Origin of the sequence: Flagellimonas beolgyonensis (assembly GCF_003992615.1) — a bacterium.
GTDB lineage: Bacteria > Bacteroidota > Bacteroidia > Flavobacteriales > Flavobacteriaceae > Flagellimonas > Flagellimonas beolgyonensis.
In genome coordinates this window covers 198,703-221,080 of the sequence record NZ_RZMY01000003.1, presented here as the reverse complement: position 1 = coordinate 221,080, position 22,378 = coordinate 198,703, and the positions used below count along the sequence as shown (strand labels likewise).

Annotated in this window: 19 protein-coding genes; 4 read left to right on the top strand and 15 right to left on the bottom strand. The window is 43.8% G+C overall.

Annotated elements, in window-relative coordinates; all coding sequences use genetic code 11:
• Window position 1 precedes the first annotated feature (1 nt).
• The 11 genes from EO131_RS01890 to EO131_RS01840 form a co-directional block, all read right to left on the bottom strand.
• The gene (locus EO131_RS01890) at window positions 2–937 is read right to left on the bottom strand and encodes a Rossmann-fold NAD(P)-binding domain-containing protein (protein WP_127018651.1); all 936 of its coding nucleotides are present in this window, start codon (window positions 935–937) and stop codon (window positions 2–4) included.
• Window positions 934–2,061, bottom strand: coding sequence for an aspartate aminotransferase family protein (locus EO131_RS01885; protein WP_127018650.1), 1,128 nt, complete (start codon window positions 2,059–2,061; stop codon window positions 934–936). The genes EO131_RS01890 and EO131_RS01885 overlap by 4 nt, the downstream gene beginning before the upstream one ends.
• Window positions 2,062–2,063: 2 nt before the next feature.
• The gene (gene proC / locus EO131_RS01880) at window positions 2,064–2,858 is read right to left on the bottom strand and encodes a pyrroline-5-carboxylate reductase (protein ID WP_127018649.1); all 795 of its coding nucleotides are present in this window, start codon (window positions 2,856–2,858) and stop codon (window positions 2,064–2,066) included.
• A gap of 79 nt (window positions 2,859–2,937) precedes the next feature.
• On the bottom strand, window positions 2,938–3,912 hold the full coding sequence (argC, locus tag EO131_RS01875; RefSeq protein WP_127018648.1) for an N-acetyl-gamma-glutamyl-phosphate reductase: 975 nt from the start codon (window positions 3,910–3,912) through the stop codon (window positions 2,938–2,940).
• The gene (locus tag EO131_RS01870) at window positions 3,905–5,095 is read right to left on the bottom strand and encodes an argininosuccinate synthase (RefSeq protein ID WP_127018647.1); all 1,191 of its coding nucleotides are present in this window, start codon (window positions 5,093–5,095) and stop codon (window positions 3,905–3,907) included. The genes argC and EO131_RS01870 overlap by 8 nt, the downstream gene beginning before the upstream one ends.
• A gap of 52 nt (window positions 5,096–5,147) precedes the next feature.
• The gene (locus tag EO131_RS01865) at window positions 5,148–5,762 is read right to left on the bottom strand and encodes a GNAT family N-acetyltransferase (RefSeq protein ID WP_127018646.1); all 615 of its coding nucleotides are present in this window, start codon (window positions 5,760–5,762) and stop codon (window positions 5,148–5,150) included.
• Window positions 5,763–5,981: 219 nt separating this feature from the next.
• Window positions 5,982–7,334 (bottom strand): polyprenol phosphomannose-dependent alpha 1,6 mannosyltransferase MptB, encoded by a 1,353-nt coding sequence (gene mptB / locus EO131_RS01860; protein ID WP_127018645.1) that lies wholly within the window; start codon window positions 7,332–7,334, stop codon window positions 5,982–5,984.
• Between the two features lie 4 nt (window positions 7,335–7,338).
• Entirely contained in the window at window positions 7,339–8,823 is a 1,485-nt protein-coding gene (locus EO131_RS01855) for a cellulose synthase family protein (RefSeq protein ID WP_127018644.1), read from the bottom strand.
• Window positions 8,824–9,513: a glycosyltransferase family 2 protein gene (locus EO131_RS01850; RefSeq protein ID WP_127018643.1), complete on the bottom strand. Its 690-nt coding sequence runs from the start codon at window positions 9,511–9,513 to the stop codon at window positions 8,824–8,826.
• A gap of 98 nt (window positions 9,514–9,611) precedes the next feature.
• A complete protein-coding gene (locus tag EO131_RS01845; protein WP_127018642.1) occupies window positions 9,612–11,216 on the bottom strand; it encodes a 4Fe-4S binding protein in 1,605 nt (534 codons plus the stop codon).
• Between the two features lie 12 nt (window positions 11,217–11,228).
• Window positions 11,229–12,578 carry an NAD(P)/FAD-dependent oxidoreductase gene (locus EO131_RS01840; protein WP_127018641.1) on the bottom strand — a complete coding sequence of 450 codons (1,350 nt, stop codon included), beginning with the start codon at window positions 12,576–12,578 and terminating at the stop codon, window positions 11,229–11,231.
• A 130-nt stretch (window positions 12,579–12,708) separates the two neighbouring features.
• Here EO131_RS01840 and EO131_RS01835 point away from each other — a divergent pair, with 130 nt between their 5' ends.
• The 3 genes from EO131_RS01835 to EO131_RS01825 all read left to right on the top strand — a co-directional run bounded on the left by EO131_RS01835 (window position 12,709) and on the right by EO131_RS01825 (window position 15,791).
• Window positions 12,709–13,722 carry a glycoside hydrolase family 113 gene (locus tag EO131_RS01835; RefSeq protein WP_127018640.1) on the top strand — a complete coding sequence of 338 codons (1,014 nt, stop codon included), beginning with the start codon at window positions 12,709–12,711 and terminating at the stop codon, window positions 13,720–13,722.
• A 100-nt stretch (window positions 13,723–13,822) separates the two neighbouring features.
• Window positions 13,823–14,755 carry an N-acetylmuramoyl-L-alanine amidase gene (locus EO131_RS01830; RefSeq protein WP_164731588.1) on the top strand — a complete coding sequence of 311 codons (933 nt, stop codon included), beginning with the start codon at window positions 13,823–13,825 and terminating at the stop codon, window positions 14,753–14,755.
• 4 nt (window positions 14,756–14,759) lie between these two features.
• Window positions 14,760–15,791 carry an N-acetylmuramoyl-L-alanine amidase family protein gene (locus EO131_RS01825; protein ID WP_241243769.1) on the top strand — a complete coding sequence of 344 codons (1,032 nt, stop codon included), beginning with the start codon at window positions 14,760–14,762 and terminating at the stop codon, window positions 15,789–15,791.
• Between the two features lie 21 nt (window positions 15,792–15,812).
• Here EO131_RS01825 and arsM read toward each other — a convergent pair whose 3' ends face one another.
• From arsM to EO131_RS01805, 4 genes are all read right to left on the bottom strand, one after another.
• A complete protein-coding gene (gene arsM, locus EO131_RS01820) occupies window positions 15,813–16,778 on the bottom strand; it encodes an arsenosugar biosynthesis arsenite methyltransferase ArsM (RefSeq protein WP_127018637.1) in 966 nt (321 codons plus the stop codon).
• A complete protein-coding gene (locus EO131_RS01815) occupies window positions 16,775–17,590 on the bottom strand; it encodes a purine-nucleoside phosphorylase (protein WP_127018636.1) in 816 nt (271 codons plus the stop codon). Before EO131_RS01815 ends, arsM begins: the two co-directional genes overlap by 4 nt.
• Complete coding sequence (locus EO131_RS01810; RefSeq protein WP_127018635.1) at window positions 17,587–18,201, bottom strand: TIGR04282 family arsenosugar biosynthesis glycosyltransferase; 615 nt, start codon at window positions 18,199–18,201, stop codon at window positions 17,587–17,589. The genes EO131_RS01815 and EO131_RS01810 overlap by 4 nt, the downstream gene beginning before the upstream one ends.
• 219 nt (window positions 18,202–18,420) lie before the next feature.
• Complete coding sequence (locus EO131_RS01805) at window positions 18,421–20,466, bottom strand: response regulator (protein ID WP_127018634.1); 2,046 nt, start codon at window positions 20,464–20,466, stop codon at window positions 18,421–18,423.
• Between the two features lie 332 nt (window positions 20,467–20,798).
• On the opposite strand from EO131_RS01805, the gene EO131_RS01800 reads away from it, so the two are divergent.
• Window positions 20,799–22,319 (top strand): glycoside hydrolase family 32 protein, encoded by a 1,521-nt coding sequence (locus tag EO131_RS01800; protein ID WP_241243768.1) that lies wholly within the window; start codon window positions 20,799–20,801, stop codon window positions 22,317–22,319.
• Window positions 22,320–22,378 lie beyond the last annotated feature (59 nt).

The window sequence follows — 22,378 nt, the reverse complement described above, 5'->3', positions numbered from 1 at the left end:
ATCACTGTTCCAACAGTTTTTTCAACACCAATTGGGCTGAAAAAATTCGATTTTTTGCTTGTTCGGCCACCAACGACTGATGCCCGTCCAATACCGCATCCTCCACCACTACGTTTCTGCGTACCGGAAGGCAATGCATGAACTTTGCCCCTCCCAGTTTTTCTTGGGTCATGGTCCAGTTTACATCCTTGTTCATTACCTTACCATAATCGCGATAGCTGCTCCAGTTTTTTACATATACAAAATCCGCATTTTCCAAGGCTTTTTGCTGATTGTGTTCAATGTGGCATCCTTTTGTAATTTCCGGATTGAGCTCGTACCCTTCAGGATGGGTGATTACAAAATCGGCCTCCTGCAATTTCATCATCTGTACAAAGGAATTGGCCACGGCATGCGGCAAAGCCTTGGGATGCGGTGCCCAGGATAGCACTACCTTAGGCTTGGCCTTAGTCTTGTTTTCGGCCAAGGTAATGGCATCGGCCAATGCCTGTAATGGATGTCCTACCGAACTTTCCATGTTCACCACGGGAATGGAGGCATACTTGGCAAAACCATGGATCACTTCCTCTGCTTCGTCCTTTGCTTTGTCCACCAAACCGGCAAAAGCACGTATCGCGACGATATCGCAATATTGAGAAACTACTTGCGCAGCTTCCTTGATATGTTCCGATGTACCTTGATCCATAACGGTTCCGTCACCGTATTCCAAGGCCCAGCCCTCATTGCCAAAGTTCATGATCATGACCTCCATCCCCAGATTCAGGGCCGCTTTTTGGGTACTCAATCGGGTCCGAAGGCTATTATTGAAGAACAATAGGCATACTGTTTTTCGTTTGCCCAAATGCTGAAACTGATAAGGGTCTTTTTTGAGATTGATCGCTTCCTCCACCCAATCGGGAAGGGAATCAATATCGTTTATCGACAAAAAATGCTTCATTTCAATGCTTTTTTTAACGCCTCGAAGAACAGGTCGATGTGTTCCGAGGTAATGTTCAGCGCGGGCAAAAACCGCAATAATTTTTTATTGTTGGCACTTCCGGTGAACATATGGTGGTCATAGATCAACTTTTTTCGCAATTCAGCGACTTCAAAATCAAATTCGAGTCCGATCATCAATCCTCTGCCCTTTACTTTTTTGATTTCTGGAACATCAGCTGCTTTTTCTCGGAAATAAATCCCCAGTTCGGCAGCGTTTGTAATCAAATCCTCATTTTCCAATACTTCCAATACAGCCAAGCTGGCTGCACAGGCCAAATGGTTGCCACCAAAAGTGGTTCCCAAAAGTCCGTAAGAAGGCTTGAAGCTTTCATGGATCAAAATGCCACCTACCGGAAAACCATTGCCCATCCCTTTGGCTATGGAAATGATGTCGGGTTGAATGCCATGGTGCTGAAAACCGAAGAACTTTCCGCTACGACCGTACCCAGATTGCACCTCATCGGCAATGAGCACAACATTATTTTCCTTACATTTCTGGGCAATGAATTGATAAAATTCCGTCGTGGGTTCGTCCAAACCACCTACGCCTTGAATGGCCTCCAAGATAACCGCACAATGATCGCCCGAGGCAATGGCTTTTTCAAAAGCATCAAAGTCGTTCAAGGGTAGAAAAGTGACCTCCTGTTGCAAATTGATCGGCGCATTGATCTTAGGGTTGTCGGTAGCGGCCACAGCAGCTGAGGTTCGTCCGTGAAAACTGTTTTTAAAGGCAATTACTTTGGCCTTGCCGGTATGAAAGGAAGCCATTTTCAAGGCATTTTCATTGGCCTCAGCCCCTGAGTTGCACATGAACAGGTCATAATTTTCACAACCGGATAGTTTGCCCAATTTTTCCGCCAATTCCTTTTGTACCGGGTTCTGGACCGAATTACTGTAAAATGCAATTTTCTCCAGTTGGTCCTCGATTCGTTTTACGTAATGCGGATGGGTATGGCCAATGGAGATTACGGCATGCCCACCGTAAAAATCCCAATATTTTTCTCCCTTTTGGTCCCAAACCTCAATGCCCTTGGCGGAAACCGGGGTTACGTCATAAAGGGGATATACATCGAATAATTTCATGATTACGTTTTTCTGATGTGACTGATTTTTTCATAGGAGGATACGATTCCTTTAATCAATGAAGAGCTCAATCCCTGGTGTTCCATTTCGTTCAGCCCTTCAATGGTGCAGCCTTTTGGGGTGGTTACCCGGTCGATTTCCTCTTCGGGATGACTTCCGGATTCGATCAATAGGCTTGCGGCCCCGTTACAGGTATGCATGGCCAGTTCTTGTGCCTCTTTGGCATCGAACCCTAATTGGATGGCCCCTTGCGTTGTGGCACGGATCAAGCGCATCCAAAAAGCAATACCACTTGCACAGATCACCGTGGCGGCCTGCATTTGGTCTTCTGGAATTTCCATGGTGTGCCCCATGCGGTTGAAAATGGCCTTGGCCAAATCAACCCGTTTTTTCCCGGGTTCGTTGCTACAAATACAGGTCATGGATTTCCCAACGGAGATGGCCGTGTTGGGCATGCTCCGAATGATGAACTTATCCGCACCGATGATTTCCTCGATCCTCGAAATTTTGAATCCGGTTATCGTGCTGATGATCACGTGTTTCTCGGTCAACAAATCTTTGGCCTGTTCCAGAATGGTAGTGAACTGGCCCGGTTGCACGGCAAAAATCAGGATATCCGAGTTTGCTATGGCCTCCAAATTGTCGGAAGTCACTTTTACATTCCCGTACTTTTCAAAATCCTGGATGGATTTCGTGTTTCTTTTGGTGAGGTACATGGTGGTAGCGCCATTGGTGTGCAAAATGCCTTTTGCCATGGCCAAACCCAAGTTCCCTGCTCCTATGATGGCTATTTTCATATTTCTCGTCTTTGTCATTCCCGAGAATACGGGAATCTATTATAGTTTTCCCTTCGACTACGCTCAGGGATCAGTTATTTTAAAATACTCCTGCTTTTAACAACAGACCTTCGGTTTCGGGAAAACCGAACATCAGGTTCATGTTTTGTACGGCTTGCCCAGAAGCTCCTTTTAATAAATTGTCGATGGCTGATGTCACCAACAAAAGGTCTTCGTGCTTGTGCAAATGAATGTGACATTGGTTGGTGTTCACTACTTGTTTTAAATGGATTTCTTCTTCTGACAAATGGGTGAAAACCGCATCCTTGTAAAAATCAGTAAACAATTGTTTTGCTTCCTCCAAGGAGCCATCAAACTGGGTATAGGCTGTGGCTAAAATACCTCGGGTAAAATTGCCACGGTTGGGTAGGAATAGCAATTTCCCAACAGTATTTCCATAGGATTCCAAGCTCTCCCCAATTTCTCCCAGATGTTGATGGGTGAAAGGCTTGTACCACGACACGTTATTGTTCCGCCAACTGAAGTGTGAAGAAGGCGATAATCCAACTCCCGCACCTGTGCTGCCCGTTACGGCATTGATGTGCACCTCATTGTTCAACAAACCGGCTTTTGCCAAAGGCAACAAAGCGAGTTGGATTGCAGTGGCAAAACAACCGGGATTGGCAATGGCTTCTGCGGATTGTATTGAAGACTTGTTCAGTTCGGGCAATCCGTAAATAAAACGCTTACCGTTGAATGTGGAATCGGCCTGCAATCTGAAATCGTTGCTAAGATCAATAACCTTGGTGCTATTGGAAAAGGGATGTTCGTTCAAAAAAGCCGTTGAATTTCCATGACCCAAGCAAAGGAACACCACATCCACATTCGGATTTACTTCACCGGAAAATTTCAGATCGGTCAAACCCAACAAATCTTGATGGGCCGATGCGATGGGTTTGCCAGCTCGGGTAGTGCTGTACACAAAGTCGATTTCGGTGTTTGGGTGGTTCAACAAAATTCGTATCAATTCCCCGCCCGTGTAACCAGAACCGCCAATAATACCTGCCTTAATCATAATTTTGGTTTACGTGGTTGGCTATTTTCCCGGAGTTGGACAAAATTTTAATGAACCCTTTGGCATCGTCTGCGGTCCAACCTTTGTTCATTTCCCCATAACTTCCAAAGGAAGCGTTCATCAAATCGTGTTCGGATGAGATGCCGTTCAATTCAAATCGGTAGGGGTGTAGCGTTACAAATACATCGCCAGAAACGTGTTTTTGCGAATCGGCCAAAAAGGCTTCGATATTTCTCATTACCTCGTCCAAATAATGGCCTTCATGGAGCAACATGCCATAAAAACTGGACAATTGTTCTTTTTGGAATTGTTGCCATTTGCTCAAGGTATGTTTTTCCAAGAGGTGGTGTGCCTTAATGATGATCAACGGTGCAGCAGCCTCAAAGCCAACCCTTCCTTTTATACCGATGATGGTATCCCCCACGTGAATATCCCTTCCAATGGCATATTTGGAAGCGATGGCCGATAATTTTTCAATATTGGCCACTGGGGAACCTTCTTCCCCGTCAATGGCCACCAATTCGCCTTTGTTGAACGTGAGTTTTACTTCTTTGGGCAATTCTTTTTCCAATTGACTTGGGTAGGCACTGTCCGGCAAGGACAAATGGGAGGTCAATGTTTCTGAGCCACCCACGGAAGTACCCCAAAGTCCACGGTTGATGGAGTATTTTGCCTTCTCCCACGAATAGTCGATACCATTTTTTTGCAGGTATTCGATTTCGGCCTCCCTGGCCAGTTTTTTATCCCGGATGGGTGTAATAATCTCGATTTCGGGAGCCAAAATTTGGAAGATCATATCGAAACGCACTTGGTCGTTTCCGGCACCGGTGCTGCCGTGGGCAATGTACTGAGCCCCTATTTTTTTGGCGTGGTTCACGATCTCGATGGCCTGGATGATACGTTCGGCACTCACAGAAAGGGGGTAGGTATTGTTCCGAAGTACGTTGCCGAAAATGAGGTATTTTACCACTTTGTCATAAAAGGTGGACACCGCATCGATGGAAGTGTAGGATGCAGCACCCAAAGCGATGGCCTTTTTTTCAATTTCCTTGATCTCTTCGGTGCTGAAGCCTCCGGTGTTTACACTTACGGCATGGACTTCAAGTCCTTCGTCCTGTGAGAGTGATTTGGCACAATAGGAAGTGTCCAATCCACCGCTATAGGCTAAAACTAATTTTTTCATTTTATAATGCTTTAAATTCAGTATCGGTTCGAGAATATTCGGGAACCGGCACCTATTTTTGTTTCTTTTTTAGGAACAGGTTCTCCTTAATTCGTTTGAGGCGTTGGAAAACCTTTGAATCTATTTTTCTTGGGTCTGCTTTTTTGGCTTTTGGGTCGTACAACATCCCGGTACACAAACACATTTTTCGTTCGGTTCGGGTAAGGATATCAAAGTTTTTGCACGTCTGGCATCCTTTCCAAAATTCAGGGTCGTCTGTCAATTCCGAAAATGTGACAGGTTTGTAACCGAGTTCGTAGTTCATTTTCATTACGGCCAATCCTGTGGTGATTCCAAATATTTTGGCGTCGGGGAATTTTTTTCGGGACAGGTCAAAAACGGCCTTCTTGATTTGTTTAGCCAGTCCTTGGTTTCGGTAATCGGGATGTACGATCAAGCCAGAGTTGGCCACAAAATCCTTGTTGCCCCAGACTTCGATATAACAGAACCCTGCAAATTTATCACCATCCAAAGCAATGATGGCATTACCGTTCTGCAACCTTTTCATGATGTATTCCGGAGTACGTTTGGCAATACCGGTTCCACGTACTTTGGCCGATTCGGCGATGGTGTCGCAAATGATCTGTGCGTACTTAAAATGTGATTCGTTAGCAACTACAATGTTCATTGCAAGCGTTTAGACTAAAATAAAATACTAAAAATTGTTGATTGTTTATGCGGAAATGGACTCACCTATTTCCAAAATAAGATAGCACCCTTACGGGCGGCGACGGGGACGGAATGGACTGATTGGCGCGGGAACGCTCAACGTGTATGCTATGTATTCTTGTCCTTTCATTTCGTGGTTAAAAGTACAAATTAATTCGAATGCTCCTAGGACAAGGGGTTATTTTTTGAAGAAATATAACTTTTTTGGCGCATTTGATAGGATTTCATAAATGAAGTAGCCCATAACCAAAATGTATTCAATGGCCAAGAGCGGTAAACTTTCCTTGTAATCCGGATTGGAGTAGGCATAATAGCTCAATATGACGGCGAAGGACCAGACCAATGGGAATCGGTAATTGGTAAAAATGGAAATGCCCAATAAAAAGACCACGTACCAAGGGTGTACAGTGCTCGACATAAAATAATAAAGGGTCAACGCCAACACCATGGAGGTGATCGACGCTTGTAGGGTGTTGTTTTTTCGAAGCAAGGCCAACAGCAGGAAAATCCCAATGGCCAGTTTGGCGATCAAAGAGCCATACGATTTTATCAGTTCCCAAGGTTTGGCCTCGTAATAGGTAACGGCAATCTTTTTAACCACGTTGTAAATACTTGCATTGAATTCAAAATTGGAAAACCAAAGTCCAACGGTTTCCGAAAAATTGTCAATGAAAACGGAAGCGTAAAAGGGTAGCAGCAGTACTAGGCTAAATACACCGACCAAAATGTAAAACAGCGCACTTTTTTTAAATCCGAAATATTTCAAGAACATGGGGAGGAACAATACCGGCACTAATTTTATCATAATGGAGGCTGCATATAGCGGTGTGGCCCAAATCCATCGGTTTTTGGAAATAACGTACATAGCAGCTACAAAAAAGAACAGCATCACCCCTTCAAAATGCAGGTTTCCGGTCAGTTCGATGATCACCAATGGGTTCAAAAAATACCAAAACACCATGTGGCTGGACAGGTTGAGGTTTTGCAGCAATTTTTGGCCCCAATAAACAATGCCGATGTCGGCCAACACGATTAACAATCGCATCACCAGCATGGAACCAAATACACTGCCACCACCCATTAAGGCGGCGAATGCAAAAAATAGTTGGTTAACCGGGGGATAGTTGCTATAATGGCGGGCATTCAAATCGCTCATACCATTGCGCAATTCTTCCATATTTGCTATGATGATCTCGCCTTTTTCCAGGATTTGATCGGGGGTGAACAAGTAGGGATTAATTCCGTTTTTGATCAGTTCCCCATCCCAGATAAAACGATAAAAATCCTGTGAAAGATTGGGAACGGCAACAAGGAATAACAATCGAAACAGGATTCCCGAGACGAAAAGAAACTTAAAGTTCCATTTTTCGAATTGAATGATCTTGGTGCACAAGTAAAAAAGTGCCCCGAAAAGCATGAACAATTTGATATAATCCGTTCGGACCAAATCGTATGCGAAGGCAATGTAAAAAAGAATGCTGACGAAGGCAAAGAGTATAGGGTACCTGTGCAGTCGCCAGTAAGATTGCATGATTTTATGCCTTTGAGGTAAGCGACTTAAAGAACACAAATCCAAAACCAAGGAACAACATCAAGTGGAATGGGAACAATCCGTAGTCGTTCAAAGGAACCGCACTGTACATTCCAAAAAGGAAGTAAAGCATTAGTGCGAACTCCAAGATCATGTTCGGGGATAATTTCTTGGTCAAGTATTTATTGCCTTTCCAAGAATCCGTTAGGTTGTTGATGTTGAATTTTGGGGTCCGTACAAATTCACTTCGTTTGCCCAAATGACCTTCCAATACCGCAACGGTATTGTGCAACGAAAAGCCCAGTGCCACAGAGAAGAAGGTAAAGAACAATTTGATGTAGTCCACAAAATTATCAAAGCTGCTGCCCTGTATACTCTTATAGGTAAACCAGTAGCAGATGAACAGAATGATCGTACTGATGATGAAGAAACTGGTCACCTCAAAAACCCAACCCAAATGGCCGTAGGTATTTTTGATGTACAACATGGGGATGCTCAAAAGGGCCACGGTGAACACACAAAGGAACATGGAACTGTTCAATAGGTGCATAACACCATGGAACTTGGTCTTAAACGGAATGTTTTTGGATGTAATCACGCTCCAAACGGTCTTTCTGAAGTTTTCGGCCCCACCTTTGTTCCAACGGAATTGTTGGGAACGGGCTGCACTGATCACCACGGGCAGCTCTGCAGGGGTCTCCACATCTTCCAAATACTTGAATTTCCAGTTTTTCAATTGGGCGCGGTAGCTCAAATCCAAATCTTCGGTAAGCGTATCGCCTTCCCAGTTACCAGCATCGAGAATACATTCCTTTCTCCAGATACCAGCCGTACCGTTAAAGTTGATAAAATGTCCTTTGGAGTTTCTCCCCACTTGTTCCAAGGTAAAATGAGCGTCCAATGCGAAGGCTTGTATTCTTGTTAAAGTGGAATAATCACGGTTAATGTGTCCCCAACGGGTCTGTACCACACCGATTTCTTCATCTTTGAAATAGGGAACGGTCTTTTTCAACCAATCGCTTTCGGGAAGAAAGTCGGCATCGAAAATGGCAATAAAATCCCCTTTGGCAATGGCCAAGCCTTCTTTAAGGGCGCCTGCTTTATACCCTTTTCTGTTTTCCCTGCGAATGTGTTGGATATCCAATCCAGATTTTTGAAGTTCTTCAATCCGCTTGGCCGTATCCAAAACCGAATCATCGGTGGAGTCGTCCAACACCTGAATCTCCAACTTACTTTTTGGATATTCGATCTTGGAAATATTGTCCAACAAACGCTCCACCACATACTCCTCGTTGTAGATGGGCAATTGAATGGTGACAAATGGAATTTCCTTTGGGTCCAACAGGTTAAATTTGGGGGCTTCCTCATTTCGTCTTTTGTAGCCCAAGTAGTTGACCAAGAGATTCAACTGTGCCAGACTGTACAAGAAAATCAAAATTAAGGCTGTACTGTAAATAGCAATAATGAAGTAAGTGATAGTAAGTCCCATTTATTTTAAACTGTATTTAAAGATCCAACCCAAAATTTTTATGCCTGCAAATATAGTACCTTTTACCGTACCAGATACTTTTGATACGCCAATTCTTCGTTTGTAACGCACTGGTACTTCGATATATGACATTTTTTTTCTTAAAATTTTTAACTGCATTTCGACAGTCCACCCATAAGTTGTGTCCTGCATATGCAATTCTTTGAGATTTTCATATTTAATTGCCCTGAAAGGACCTAAATCCGTAAATTTTGAACGAAACAACAATCGCATCAAAAAAGTGGCCAATTGGTTCCCAAAAACCTGTTGAGGTGTCATCGATCCTGGTTCGCGAAGTGCTTTTTTTCGCGCTCCAACCACAAAATCCACGTCATTTTCCAAAATTGGGGCAACAACTTTGTCCAATTCTTCAGGATAATCGGAATAATCTCCGTCGATAAATACGATAATATCGGGTTGTTTGGATTGTTTGGCTACATATTCCAATCCTTTTAGGCAGGCATAGCCATATCCTTTACGCTTTTCTGTAAGCACCGTGGCCCCGGCATTCCTAGCCTTGGCAGCAGTTTCATCTTCCGAACCGTTGTCCACCACAATTATTTCGGAAACATGTGACGGAAGTTCGGAAACCACTTTACCGATGGAATCCGCTTCGTTAATTGCTGGAATAATGACCTTGATGTCCGCCATGGAACTAGCTTGTTCTAAAAGTTGCCAAAACTAACCTTTTCAGCGAATCTAGAATCATGATCCGTGTAAAATGAATGTAAAGGGATAGTGCACAGGACTTATTTTTGATTCACCAACGACATAAGGTCCACATCATTGCCCAACAGCACTTGGTTGCTATCGATGCGGCCTTCCAAGGGTCCATTTTCCAATTTGAGGACGCCCCGAGGACAAACTGCCGAGCAAATGCCGCAGCCCACACAACTGGCCCGCACAATGTTCTCCCCTTTTTGGGCATAGGAACGCACATCGATGCCCATTTCGCAATACGTGGAACAGTTACCGCACGATATGCACTGTCCGCCATTGGTGGTGATCCTAAAGCGTGAAAACAGTTTTTGCTGTACACCCATAATGGCAGCCATGGGGCAACCAAACCTACACCATACCCTGCTTCCGAAAATAGGGTAAAAACCCGTTCCGATCACCCCGGAAAAGATACTGCCGATCAAAAAGGAATAGGTTTTACGTAGGGTTTCGGATTTAAAAAGAAATACATACCCTTCACCACTGAAAAAATGGAAACCGATCAAAGCCATAATGATCACAAAATAGCCGATGGCACCGTATTGGGCATCTTTTTGCAATTGTTTTCTTTTGAAAAGCATGATCCACCCGAAAATCAGGGTGAGCAAGATGCCTACACCGATCAAAAAGGTGCTTTTGGTCAACCAATATTTGCTGGTATCGTTGCCCAAATAGGAATAGATCACAGCAGTTGTCATCAACGTAACGAATACCACCACACTGTGAACCACCCATCGTTCAATTTTCCAGGCTTTCAAGGATTTGTCGCTTAACTGTCGGAAGGAATCCCCAGCAGTTTCGGCAAGTCCACCACAACCACAAACCCATGAACAGTACCAACGTTTTCCATACTTGTAGGTCAAAATGGGCGTAATCACAAAAATGGAGACAATGCCAAATACCAAAAGTGCAAAACCGATGTTGCCGGAACTCAAAAAGGCCTTGATACGATACCCTTCAAAATTGTAGTAATTGAGGGGCCATATATTTTTGAGGTCGTAATAGGGAAGACTTCCACCGTTCAATATTTTATGGCCGTTCAGTCGGGCCATCAATTCGGGAATGAGAAACGCGAAGGCCATTTGAAAAAACATTACGCTCATGGTCCGCAACCGCTCGTACCGATTATGGCGATATTTCCAAAGGAATTTGATGCCAAAAGCCAAAATTGCAACGGTGTACAATGTACCATACACAAACCACTGACTGGCTGCATTTCCACTCAATAACTTGCTGAGGGGGTCGAAAAGGGCAATGACACCTTTATTGTCGCCATCACCCGTCAATCCCAAATATTCGGGATAGAAATACAGAACAATATAAAATCCGGTCAAGGCCAATCCTGCTACCCAGCCCCATAGACCTCTACTTGAAATGGATTTGAACCATACCCCATCATTTTTAATTCCGGGTATTTTGTTCGCATAGGCTTCCCAGGAAAACCATAGGGTTCCCAATATGATCGCTGCAAGGGAAATGGACAGCCAAAGTCCCTTGTTGGGAAAACTGACATTAAAAACGGCCAACAACAATATGCCGAGTCCGGAAATACCCAAAAGCGTTGCCAATTTTTGACCTAAGGTCAGATTTTGTGGAGGTTGCCCGGTAAGGGCCATGCTTTTATCAATCGTGTTCATGTAAAAAGGTGGTTAGGCGATATGGAATATGCGTTTAAGACTTTTCTTTTGTGTTTGGATGTTTTTTCCAAATTGCACATTGAATTTGGATACAATTTCGGACTCGAAGGTGCGGTAAAACTCGGGATCAAAGTTGGCGTCGGCCATATGGGCCATCACATGGTCAATACTTCTTTTTTCTGTTAACCAGCGGTCGAATATTTCGTGTCGCATGCGTATTCCGAACGTATTAATTCCCAAGAATATTTGGGTAGATTGGTCGAACGCAATTGTGATGCACAACTTTTTGTGCGGATGGCGCCAATGGAAATGCATTTCATTATCCATTTTAGTCTTTTCGGGGAATACCCAGCCATAGGTTTGGTATTCGATATCCAGAAACTTGGCCGAATTGAACCAATGTCCCGGTCTGTACTCAGTTGGATTGCCACATAGCGTCTGGGCCAATGTTTCGCCCATCATTCGCCCGGTATACCAAACAGCCTCGATCGGTCTTCTATTGCCGATGGCTTCATGCTGTTCAGCACAATCGCCAATAGCATAAATATCCTTGACGTTGGTTTCCAAGAACCGGTTCACTTTTACACCCCGCCCCAATTCAATGTCGGAATCTTTCAGAAAATCAATGTTTGGAGTTACCCCTGCGGTAAGGCCCACCAGATTGCAGACAATCTCTTCGCCGGTTTCTGCAATGACAACCGATTTGACCCGTCCATTTTCATCGGGTTTAATTTCTTGAAGGGAAGCATTCAAACGCAGGTCGATGTGATGCTCCATAATATGTTCGTTGATCATCTGTGATTCCCCGCTGGGCAATATACCGTTCCAAAAACTGCTTTCCCTTACCAAAAAGGTAACAGGGATATTTCGTGTACGTAACATTTCGGCCAATTCAATTCCGATAAGTCCCCCGCCAACGATCACAGCTCTTTTGCATACCTTGTTATTGGGCGCATTTTGCTCCAAAAGTTCCAGGTCTTGTTTGGAATACAGTCCTTGTACACCATCCAAATCCTGCCCTGGCCAACCAAATTTGTTGGGTTTGGAGCCGGTGGCAATAACCAGTTTATCGTAGGAAATCGAGGTGGAATCCGATAGGGTCACCACTTTTTCTTCAGGATTCACTTGGTCGACATATCCATGAACCAAATCGATGTTGTTCTTTTTCCAAAACCAATTTTCATAGGGTTGCGTATGTTCAAACTTCATGTGTCCCATGTACACGTACATCAATGCAGTCCTAGAAAAAAAGTATTCGCTCTCTGCAGAAATTAGGGTGATTTTTTTATTGGAAAGCTTTCGAATGTGTCGCGCCGTGGTTACCCCGGCAATGCCGTTCCCAATAATAACGATGTGTTCCATGCGATTGGTCTGTTAGTGGAAATTGAGTCGTACTAAATTAGCGGAACTTAACCCAACTCCATAATTTAATAACATTTTAAGAAGTTGAAAGCGCTAAAAAAGAGTATTTTAGAAAAGTATTTTTTAGAACATGAAACAATTTTTAGCACTGGGTGTATTGTTGATAGTGGCATGCAGCACACCGCAGCAAGATAAAATAAACGGGGTCAGTTTTGTGAGTTCTGGTGACGAAGTGTCCCAGATCCATGTGAATCCGGTTCTGGACATCCATGCAAACTATGCAGCCATCATGCCCTTCGGCTTTATCCAAAAACCGGATACCCCCGAATTATATTTTAACACCGAACGGCAATGGTTTGGTGAACGGCGTGAGGGGGCCAAACAATATATAGAAGCATTGCACAAAAATGGCGTACAGGTGATGTTGAAGCCCCAAATATGGATCAGTAGGGGAGAATTTACCGGGAATTTGGCCATGAAAAATGAAACCGATTGGGTGAATTTCGAATCGGGCTATAGGGATTTTATCCTGCTGTACGCTCAATTGGCGGAAGAAACCAAAACCGATATTTTTTGCATTGGGACCGAATTGGCGACCTTTATTAAAGAGCGGCCCGAATTTTGGCAAAGCCTCATACAGGATGTCAAAAAAGTGTACCATGGCAAACTTACCTATGCGGCCAACTGGGATGAATATGGCAAAACTCCTTTTTGGGACCAACTCGATTTTATTGGTGTGAATGCCTATTTTCCATTGTGCGAAAAACAAAATCCGACCATAGAGGCCTTACGTGAAGGCTGGCAACCCTGGAAAATGAAGCTAAAAACCTTGGCCGAAGATTTGGAAAAACCCATGTTGTTTACCGAATTTGGTTATAGGAGTATGGACTTCACCGGAAAAAAGCCATGGCTCGTGGATCGTAATGAGATGAACGTGAATCTCAAGGCCCAGGCCGATGCCACCCAGGTTATTTTTGAAGAGTTCTGGAATGAGGAATGGTTTGCCGGCGGTTTTGTCTGGAAATGGTTCATGCACCACGATCAGGTGGGTGGAAATGCCGACAATCGGTTTACGCCACAGAACAAACCAGCGGAATCGGTGATTCGAAGACAGTATGCGCTCGCCAACAAAACAGGCACTTGATCACTTATTTGGGCTAGAACAAATTTTTATCACGAACCACTACCAAGCTAGGTGATTTTTCACGATATTTGTTGTGCACCCTTCCCCTAACATGTTGAAAATGAAAACGTGGTTATCCCTATTTGTTTGGGCTTGGGCTTGCATTACCCTATGTGCACAAAACAACTCCTATTTTGAAGTCGTCGCTGAGCAAGGGGACGGTATTTTTTCCATCCTCAGAAAGCAAGGGTTGGACCCCGTAAAGCACTATGAAGAATTTGTAAAGCTCAACGAAGGTGCAATCAAGGATGGCAGTTTTCTGCAAATAGGCGTATCCTATAAAATTCCAATAGCCAAAGATTCTTTTAAAGAAACCGGTATTCTGGTTAAAACGATTCAGAAAACCGAGGAGCCCATATTTGATAAGGAATTGGCCCAGATGTCACTCAAAAGCGAAAAATTGAGGGATGCGGTCTATTATTTGATTTTGGAGAACAACAATAAAAATGATGATGGGTTTGTTCATGAAATTGTACAGGAGGTAACCGCGGCACTTATGGTACATGGCGCAAAGGTTTATGTGATGGGGGATGAGGTTCCCATGGATTCCACTGGGCAAAATCCGCTGACCGATACCCAACGGATGGCGCTTTACACGGATATCATCAATAAGCGCTATATACAGAATAGCGGAAAATACCAGCGTGTTCTGGTCATACAGGCCAATGATGTATCGGACAAAGAAAACCTTGATGTTGCCGTTTATCATTATAACAAAAGTGATGAAGGACAACGTTTGGCCGAGAGTATCCAAACCATATTCAGGAAGAACAGTTTGGACCGCTATTCATCGAATGTGGAGATGATATTGGAAGACAAAAAAAATCTTTATCTCGCCAGGAATATATTGCCGGCCATTAGCGTGCTTACCTTGGAAAAATATTCCAAAAATTCCAAAGAAAAAATTCCAGTTCGCCCCGATAAGGCTAAATTTGCCTCGTTGATAAGCAACGGAATATTAAATGATTATGTTGATTTGGAAATTGAAAATTAAATTAATGGGTGCGTATCGAGCCCAATTTTTCATCTTATTTTTTTTTGGCCTACTATTGGTGCCGATGCACTTGTGGGCACAAGGATCCCTACAAAAAGCGGTCGCGGAAAAAGGCGATGGCATTTATTCCCTGCTTCGCAGACACGGTGTTAGCCCTACCAAATTCTACAATGATTTTGTACAACTGAATGCTATGAATTTGGGCGAAGATGAGACCTTGATCATGGGGCATTCCTACGTATTGCCCGATACGTTATCCAATGAAACGATTGACATCAAAGATACTAGGGTAAGTTATCCCATTTTTGGAGGAGATTTTGCCAAAGTGGATTCGGTAAGCAATAAATTGGACGATACGGTGTATTATCTTATTTCCGGTCATGGTGGTCCCGACCCTGGGGCAGTGGAGAAATACAATGGGAAATTGATTGCCGAGGACGAATACGCCTATGATGTTACCCTTCGGTTGGCCCGTGAACTTTTATCCCATGGGGCAGAAGTGCACATTATTGTGCAAGACGATAATGATGGCATCCGAGATCAACGGGTACTCGAACTGGATACGGATGAAACTGTGCTTTCCGAGCAAATTCCTCTGGGGCAATTGGCCCGGTTGAAACAGCGTTCCGAAGCTGTAAACGAGCTTTACCTAAAGAATAGGGGCAAATACCAACGTTTGTTGGTAACCCATGTGGACAGCCGTAGCAAGGGCACCAATATCGACGTGTTCTTCTACCATCATGAAAAAAGTAAAAATGGCAAACGATTGGCCGAGAGTATCCATCAAACCTTTTTAAGGAAATACCAAAAATTCCAACCCAATCGGATCTATAATGGTACGTTCATGGAGCGAAGCAGTTTGTATATGGTGAAAAATACACTGCCGGCCATGGCCTATATCGAAATTGGTAACATCAAAAGCCAAAAAGACCAACGCCGTATTTTAGATCCCGATAACCGGCAGGCGTTGGCCAAATGGATTTCCGAAGGTATTCTTTTGGATTACGAATCCTCCAAAACGTTTTCTGCCAAGTAAGAAGGTTGTGATGCTTGCCCATTAACAGCACCCACCGCCATTGTAGTGCCATGTGCTTTCACTAACATGGATCTCGTCGGATTCCTTCGCCAGCGCGGCAGCGGTTTTGTCACAAACGACCAACGGTTGGTTTTGGAACAGCACATGTCCTTTTTTGTCATCAAAATACGGTTGATCGCCATAATAAATGGCTGTTTTACCAGTAAACATACAAGGACCGTCTGCCGGCATGGGATCTTTGATCGCCGCTATTTCAATGGATTCGATATGGATCAACTCGTCGGTTGGGTAGTGGTTGGGCGAAAGTACCCGGTACGAATATCTTCCCCGTATTTCGATGGTCCCGAACCCAGCATCGGTCAGTACTTTCACATAATCCTTCAAGGGTATGCTACCGCTGAGGCATTGTGCCCTAAGTCGGTCATCGTTTCGCAACGCATCGTTCATGGGTTGTTCACAAATGGGGTCGCTCATCACCAATCGGCCGTGAGGTTTTAGCACACGATACATTTCGGAAACGGCCGTTTTAAGATCCTCCATTTTAAAAATGTTGAACAGGCAATTTTGGGCGGCCACATCAATGCTCTCATCTGCCACCGGAAGGTTAAGGGCATCCCCTTTCACCAAGTTGACAAAATCACTTTGAAACCAGTCGTTTTCTTCTTCGGCGATCTTGAAATTTTTTCGCGAAGCCTCCAACATCTCATCCACGGTATCCACACCGGTAACCCCACCTGCTTGCCTTGAAAAATAGGAAAATTGGAGTAGCTCCATGCCGCCCCCGACACCTACATAAAGAATTTTTGGATTGTTTACCAGGTCTTGGGCCGATACGGTGCTTCCACAACCATAGTTCATTTCTTGCATGATTTTGGGTATGGACAATCCCGGGAATTGCCAAATGGGCGAAGTGGTGCAGCACAGTCCCACATCCGGGGTCAAAGCAGCTTCTTTATATAGATTTTGGGTCGCATCTAAATAACTCATATCATTTTGATTAGTTCTTTGAACAATTTTATCATTTTCGGTTCCGCTTTTCCGGCGATGTCCAAAATTTCCTGAATGTTCACGGGTTCCAAGTTATCCGGATCGCATTCATCGGTCAATACGGATACCGCAACAATAGGTAGTTGTAAATGATTGGCAACAATTACTTCGGGCACCGTACTCATTCCCACGGCATCGGCCCCCATCATTTTGATCATGCGATATTCGGCCTTGGTCTCCAATTGGGGACCCACCACCGAGGCATAGACCCCTTTTTGAACCGTGATGTTTTCCTTTTCTGCAATGGATAGGATTTTTTTGCGCATATCTACATCGTACGGCTCGCTCATATCCACAAAGCGATTACCAAATGAAGAGACATTACGGAAAGCCAATGGTGATCCGCCCTGTAAATTGATGTGGTCCTCAATGAGCATAATGTCCCCCTTTTTAAAGTCGAGGTTAATGGCCCCTGCTGCATTGGAAACAAAGAGTTTTTGAATGCCCAAAAGATGCATTACCCGAATGGGATAGGTGATGTCCACAAAATCGTAACCTTCGTACAAATGAAAACGGCCTTGCATCACCACCACCTTTTTTCCTTCTATGGTGCCATAGATCAATTTGCCGGAGTGGAATTCCACCGTGGCCAAGGGGAAATAGGGAATATGGTTGTAATGGGCCTCAATGGAGTCTTGGATATCGTCTACCAGTTGTCCGAGTCCCGTTCCCAGCACTATTCCTATCTCCGGCGTGTCAAATCCCCGTTTTTTTAAATAATCAACAGATTCGTTCAGTTGTTCCTGTGTCATTGTTTTATATGTTTTAAAAAAGGCGCAAAGGCCCCTATATCTTTGATGTCCTCATAATAATCTACATCGTTTCGTTCCGGTAATAGGGCTACATTTTCAGATTTGAGGTCGTTCAAGGTATCCAAAAGCACCGAATCGGTTCCCCATTTCTTGTTTTTGAACAGTTTTGGGGTCAAGGTTTTCATGCCCAACAGATAGTAGCCGCCATCTTCTGCCGGACCTATCACATAATCGTGTTTTTCCAGTTGCTCAAAAGCATCTTCCAGGTCCGATTGGGACAAATGGTACATGTCGCTACCGATGATGATGACCTGCTCAAAGCCTGCTTCAAATCCTTTTTGGAAGGCATGTAGCATGCGTTCACCCAAATCCAACCCCAATTGTAGGTGTTTGCCATAAATGGTGTTGTCCCACATGTCGTTTTGCCAAATTTCCTCGGAATAAAACACCCATTTTTCCGCCGCAAGGTTTTGGGTGAGGTTCACCGTATGTCGGAGCAAGAATGTATAAATATCCAAAGCCGCTTGGTCACCCACTGTGGCTGCCAATCGGGTTTTGCATTTGCCTAGCTCTGGGTTTCTGGTTAGGACCAGTAGTAGGTTTTTTTTCAAATGTTTCAATTTTGGTAGGAATGTCTTGTGGTTTTGGGTCGCTAATTTTTTTGGAAATTACTGTGCTGTTTCATCTTTCTGTAACAAACGGCATACTTGCATCTTTGTCCCATACCCAAAGATACTACCATAAATGTAGCGGAATCCCATTTCTTTCACAAATCCGTAATCCGAAAAAATGACAGCTATCAAGGGTATGTTTTAGGGATCAATTACCGTTTAGGATACCTTGGTGAGGTAACTGGGCAATTGTGTGCGTAGTTTGGAAAATGAAATGGGTTTGGTGAGGTAGTCGTTCATGCCCACTCCCTTGGCTTCGTCAATTGCCTCCTTGGTCACATCCGCAGAAAGTCCAATGATGCCAATCTCTTGGTTAAATTTCCTGATTTCCTTGGTAGCTTGAAAACCATCCATGCTGGGCATATGAACATCCATGAACACAAGGTCGTAGGAATAGCTCTTAATGGCTTGGACCGCTTCCAAACCGTTACAGACCGCATCGGCATTCACCCCAAGTTTTTCAAGGGTCATTTTCAAAACCTTAACGTTTACCCTATTGTCATCCACTATTAAGACTTTGCAGCCATCATATTGAAAAAGTTCTGCGTTTTGGATTCCTGTTTCCCGTTTGGTTTCAGATAAGGGGAAGGCCATGGATAGGTGAAATTCGGTACCTACATTTTCCTCACTTTCTACTGTGATTTTTCCATCAAAAAGTTCCACCAACTTATAGGTAATGTACAAACCAAGTCCACTGCCTTCGTGCCGTTTGGATTTACCTTTATCAATTTGGGTAAACCGGTCAAAAATGGTGTTCAACTTGTTTTTTGGAATACCAATCCCGGTATCTTTAATTAGAAAGTCCAATGATATTTTGTCCTGGTGTTTTTTTCCCTCGCAGTATATCTCTATACCACCTTTTTCGGTGAATTTGAGGGAATTCCTTAGAATATTGGTGAGTATTTGCCCAAATTTACCCACATCCCCGACCACTGCATGATCACATTCTTCGGATGCCTCCAAAACAATGGAAAGCCCTTTTTCTTCTGCACTTGGCCTATAAATGCTGATGATGTTTTGTAATTCTTCCTTTGGGGAGAAAATATCATTTCTGATGGTAGCCTTCCCAGATTCAATTTTGTCGATTTCAAGTATGTCGTTTACAAGAAGGAGCAATTTTTTGGATGAAATGTCCATTAGGGAAAGGTATTCCTGCAGCGATCCCTGAATGTCGGAGAGTTGTAGCACTTCTATAAATCCTATAATGGCATTTAGTGGAGTCCTGATCTCGTGGCTCATATTGGAAATGAACTCGGTTTTGGCCAATGAAGATTTTTCGGCCTTTTGGCGTTCTTTTTCCAAGGATTTGTTCAACTCTTTAAGTTTATCGTTGGCATGGATCAGGCGCCTGTTCTTTTTTCTGGAGGATTGGTAAAAGTAAATGAGCGAACTGGTCAAAATGGATACAAGGATGCCGAAAATGAAAAAGATATTGGTGCTCTTGTTCCTTTCCGCAAGAAAATCCAAGTTGGAGGGCATTAGGGACAAGGTCCACTCCCGTTGGTCGAGGGGATCGATCATAAAAGAAGTGGTGAATACAAACTCTTCGGGGACGTTGGCTTTCTCTGGGCTATTCTTGGAGTAAAATACGGCACCTTTTTCATCCATCACTTTAATGGCATACATGGCCAGGCTAGAGGTCAGTTCGTTGAAAGGATTGGTAAAATCCATCCCAGCGGTTATGGACCCTTGAAATTTACCATCAAAAAAGACAGGGACATCCACTAAAAAAGCACTTCCTCCCTGATAAAGGCTTGTCCACGAGGAAATGTTGGTGGAGGAGTCCTTCATATGCTTTCTCCATTCAATATTTCGAGGATGTTCCGATAGATCCATGTTGATGGCGGCCTCATTACCTTCCAATGGCGTAATTACCCTTATGACCATCAAACTGTCCACCCATTCCACAAATTTAAAGGAAGGATTTTGCTCCAAAATAAGACGTGCATCCTGCTCCCAATATTGAAAATGGGACCCATTGGTCATTTCGATACGTTCCTTGAGGTTTTCAAGGGATTTGATATTGTACTTAACGGATGAGAAAAATTCTTGTGCCCTTAGTTTTCCAGTTGTTCGAATTTCATTGACATAGGTTGCTTTTTGGCTCTTTAACGAACGGTTTCCCAAAATAAATATGGTGAGCACGAAAACGCTAAAAACAACAATGGGAAGTAATAACTCTCTTTGTGAAGGTTTCAACAGCATCCTAATTCTTCAGATTTGGGCAAGTTATTTACGTGCGAATTATTGATGAGTAGGCAAAAAATACGCACTGTAAGAAAATACACCACTATAAATTTAAGTAACAACAATTTTTTTAGGATAATATTGTGTGGCCATCATTCAAATATGAAATTTTTGATGTGTGGCTATTTAAAGTGTCCTTAATTGAACTGACTTGGCTTTTCCATTCTTGCCAAGTCCAATTGGGTGGCAATCGAGCAGGTGGTCATCGCAACATTCCATAAAATAAGTGGGTGATTTTCCATTTTATCAATATCTTCATCTTTATGCAAGGAAAACTAATTTTAGGGCTAATGTCCCTAATGTTGCTGGGTTGCAAAGAAAGTGATGAGCAAAAAAAGAAAGAGCAAAACATGCAGCACAGTTACACGGAACAATTTCGTCCCCAATATCATTTTTCGCCAACGGAAAAATGGATGAACGACCCCAACGGCTTGGTGTATAACGAGGGGATTTACCATTTGTTCTACCAGTATTACCCCGATGATATTGTTTGGGGACCCATGCACTGGGGACATGCGACAAGCACCGATATGGTCCATTGGACCCACAAGCCTATTGCACTATTCCCCGATGAAAATGGACTGATTTTTTCGGGCAGTGCCGTAGTCGATAAAAACAATACTTCGGGCTTTGCCAAAATAGGGGAAACACCTTTGGTGGCCATTTTTACCTACCATTCCATGGAAGGGGAAAAGGCAGGGCGAACCGATTTTCAGACCCAGGGCATTGCCTATTCCCTGGACAATGGTGATACTTGGGAAAAGTATGAAGGAAATCCGGTGATCGGGAATTCGGGGATCAAGGATTTTCGTGATCCAAAGGTGTTTTGGCACGATCCATCGCAAAGCTGGATCTTGATCTTGGTAGCGGGCGACCACGCGAAGTTGTATGCCTCCAAAAATTTAAAGGAATGGACGCATTTGAGTGATTTTGGAAAAGATCAAGGGGCCCATGGCGGGGTTTGGGAATGTCCCGACCTGTTTCCTTTGCAGGTAGAAGGTTCTTCGGAAGAAAAATGGGTGTTGTTGATCAGTATCAATCCAGGTGCTCCGAACGGTGGCAGTGGTACCCAATATTTTGTGGGTGATTTTGATGGGACACATTTTATTTCGGATCAGCAAGAACCCCAATGGTTGGATTATGGAACCGATAATTATGCTGGGGTCACCTACAACAACACACCCAACGGCGACCGCATTTTCATAGGATGGATGAGCAATTGGGACTATGCAAGGGAAACACCGACAGAAAAATGGCGCAGTGCCATGACCCTACCCAGGAAATTAAAATTGATCAAACAAGGAGATGGCTATGTTGTATCCAACTCTCCGTTGGATCAGGTCAATGCATTGGCAACCAATGTTGCATTGGAAAACTTCGAGGTAGCTCCCGAAAAGACCCAAACTTTTACCCTTGATGGGCTCCAACAATCCCGAATCAAATTGAGCACAATGGCCAAGGATTTTAGGGTGATATTCTCCAACGAAGCGGGTGATGAATTGATTCTCGAGATGGATGCCAAATCCCAGACCTTGATCGTGGATCGCAGTAATTCCGGTATGGTCGATTTCCAAAAGGAATTTGGCAACAAAAAACATGTGGCACCCATAGCTATTTTGGGGGATAGCCCCTTGGACATGGAAATTTATCTCGACCAATCGTCCATTGAAGTTTTTTTGAACGGGGGATTGGTGGCCATGACCGACCAGATATTTCCCACTGAGCCCTACACTACCTTACAACTGGAAAACCGAAATGCCAACGAGAAAGTTGCCGTTGTGGCCATCGAACACATGGCCTCTATTTGGTAATTTGGAACAACATCTGACCTTTGTCAGTTTTTTTTGATCGGTTCCTGTCGATCTTTAGG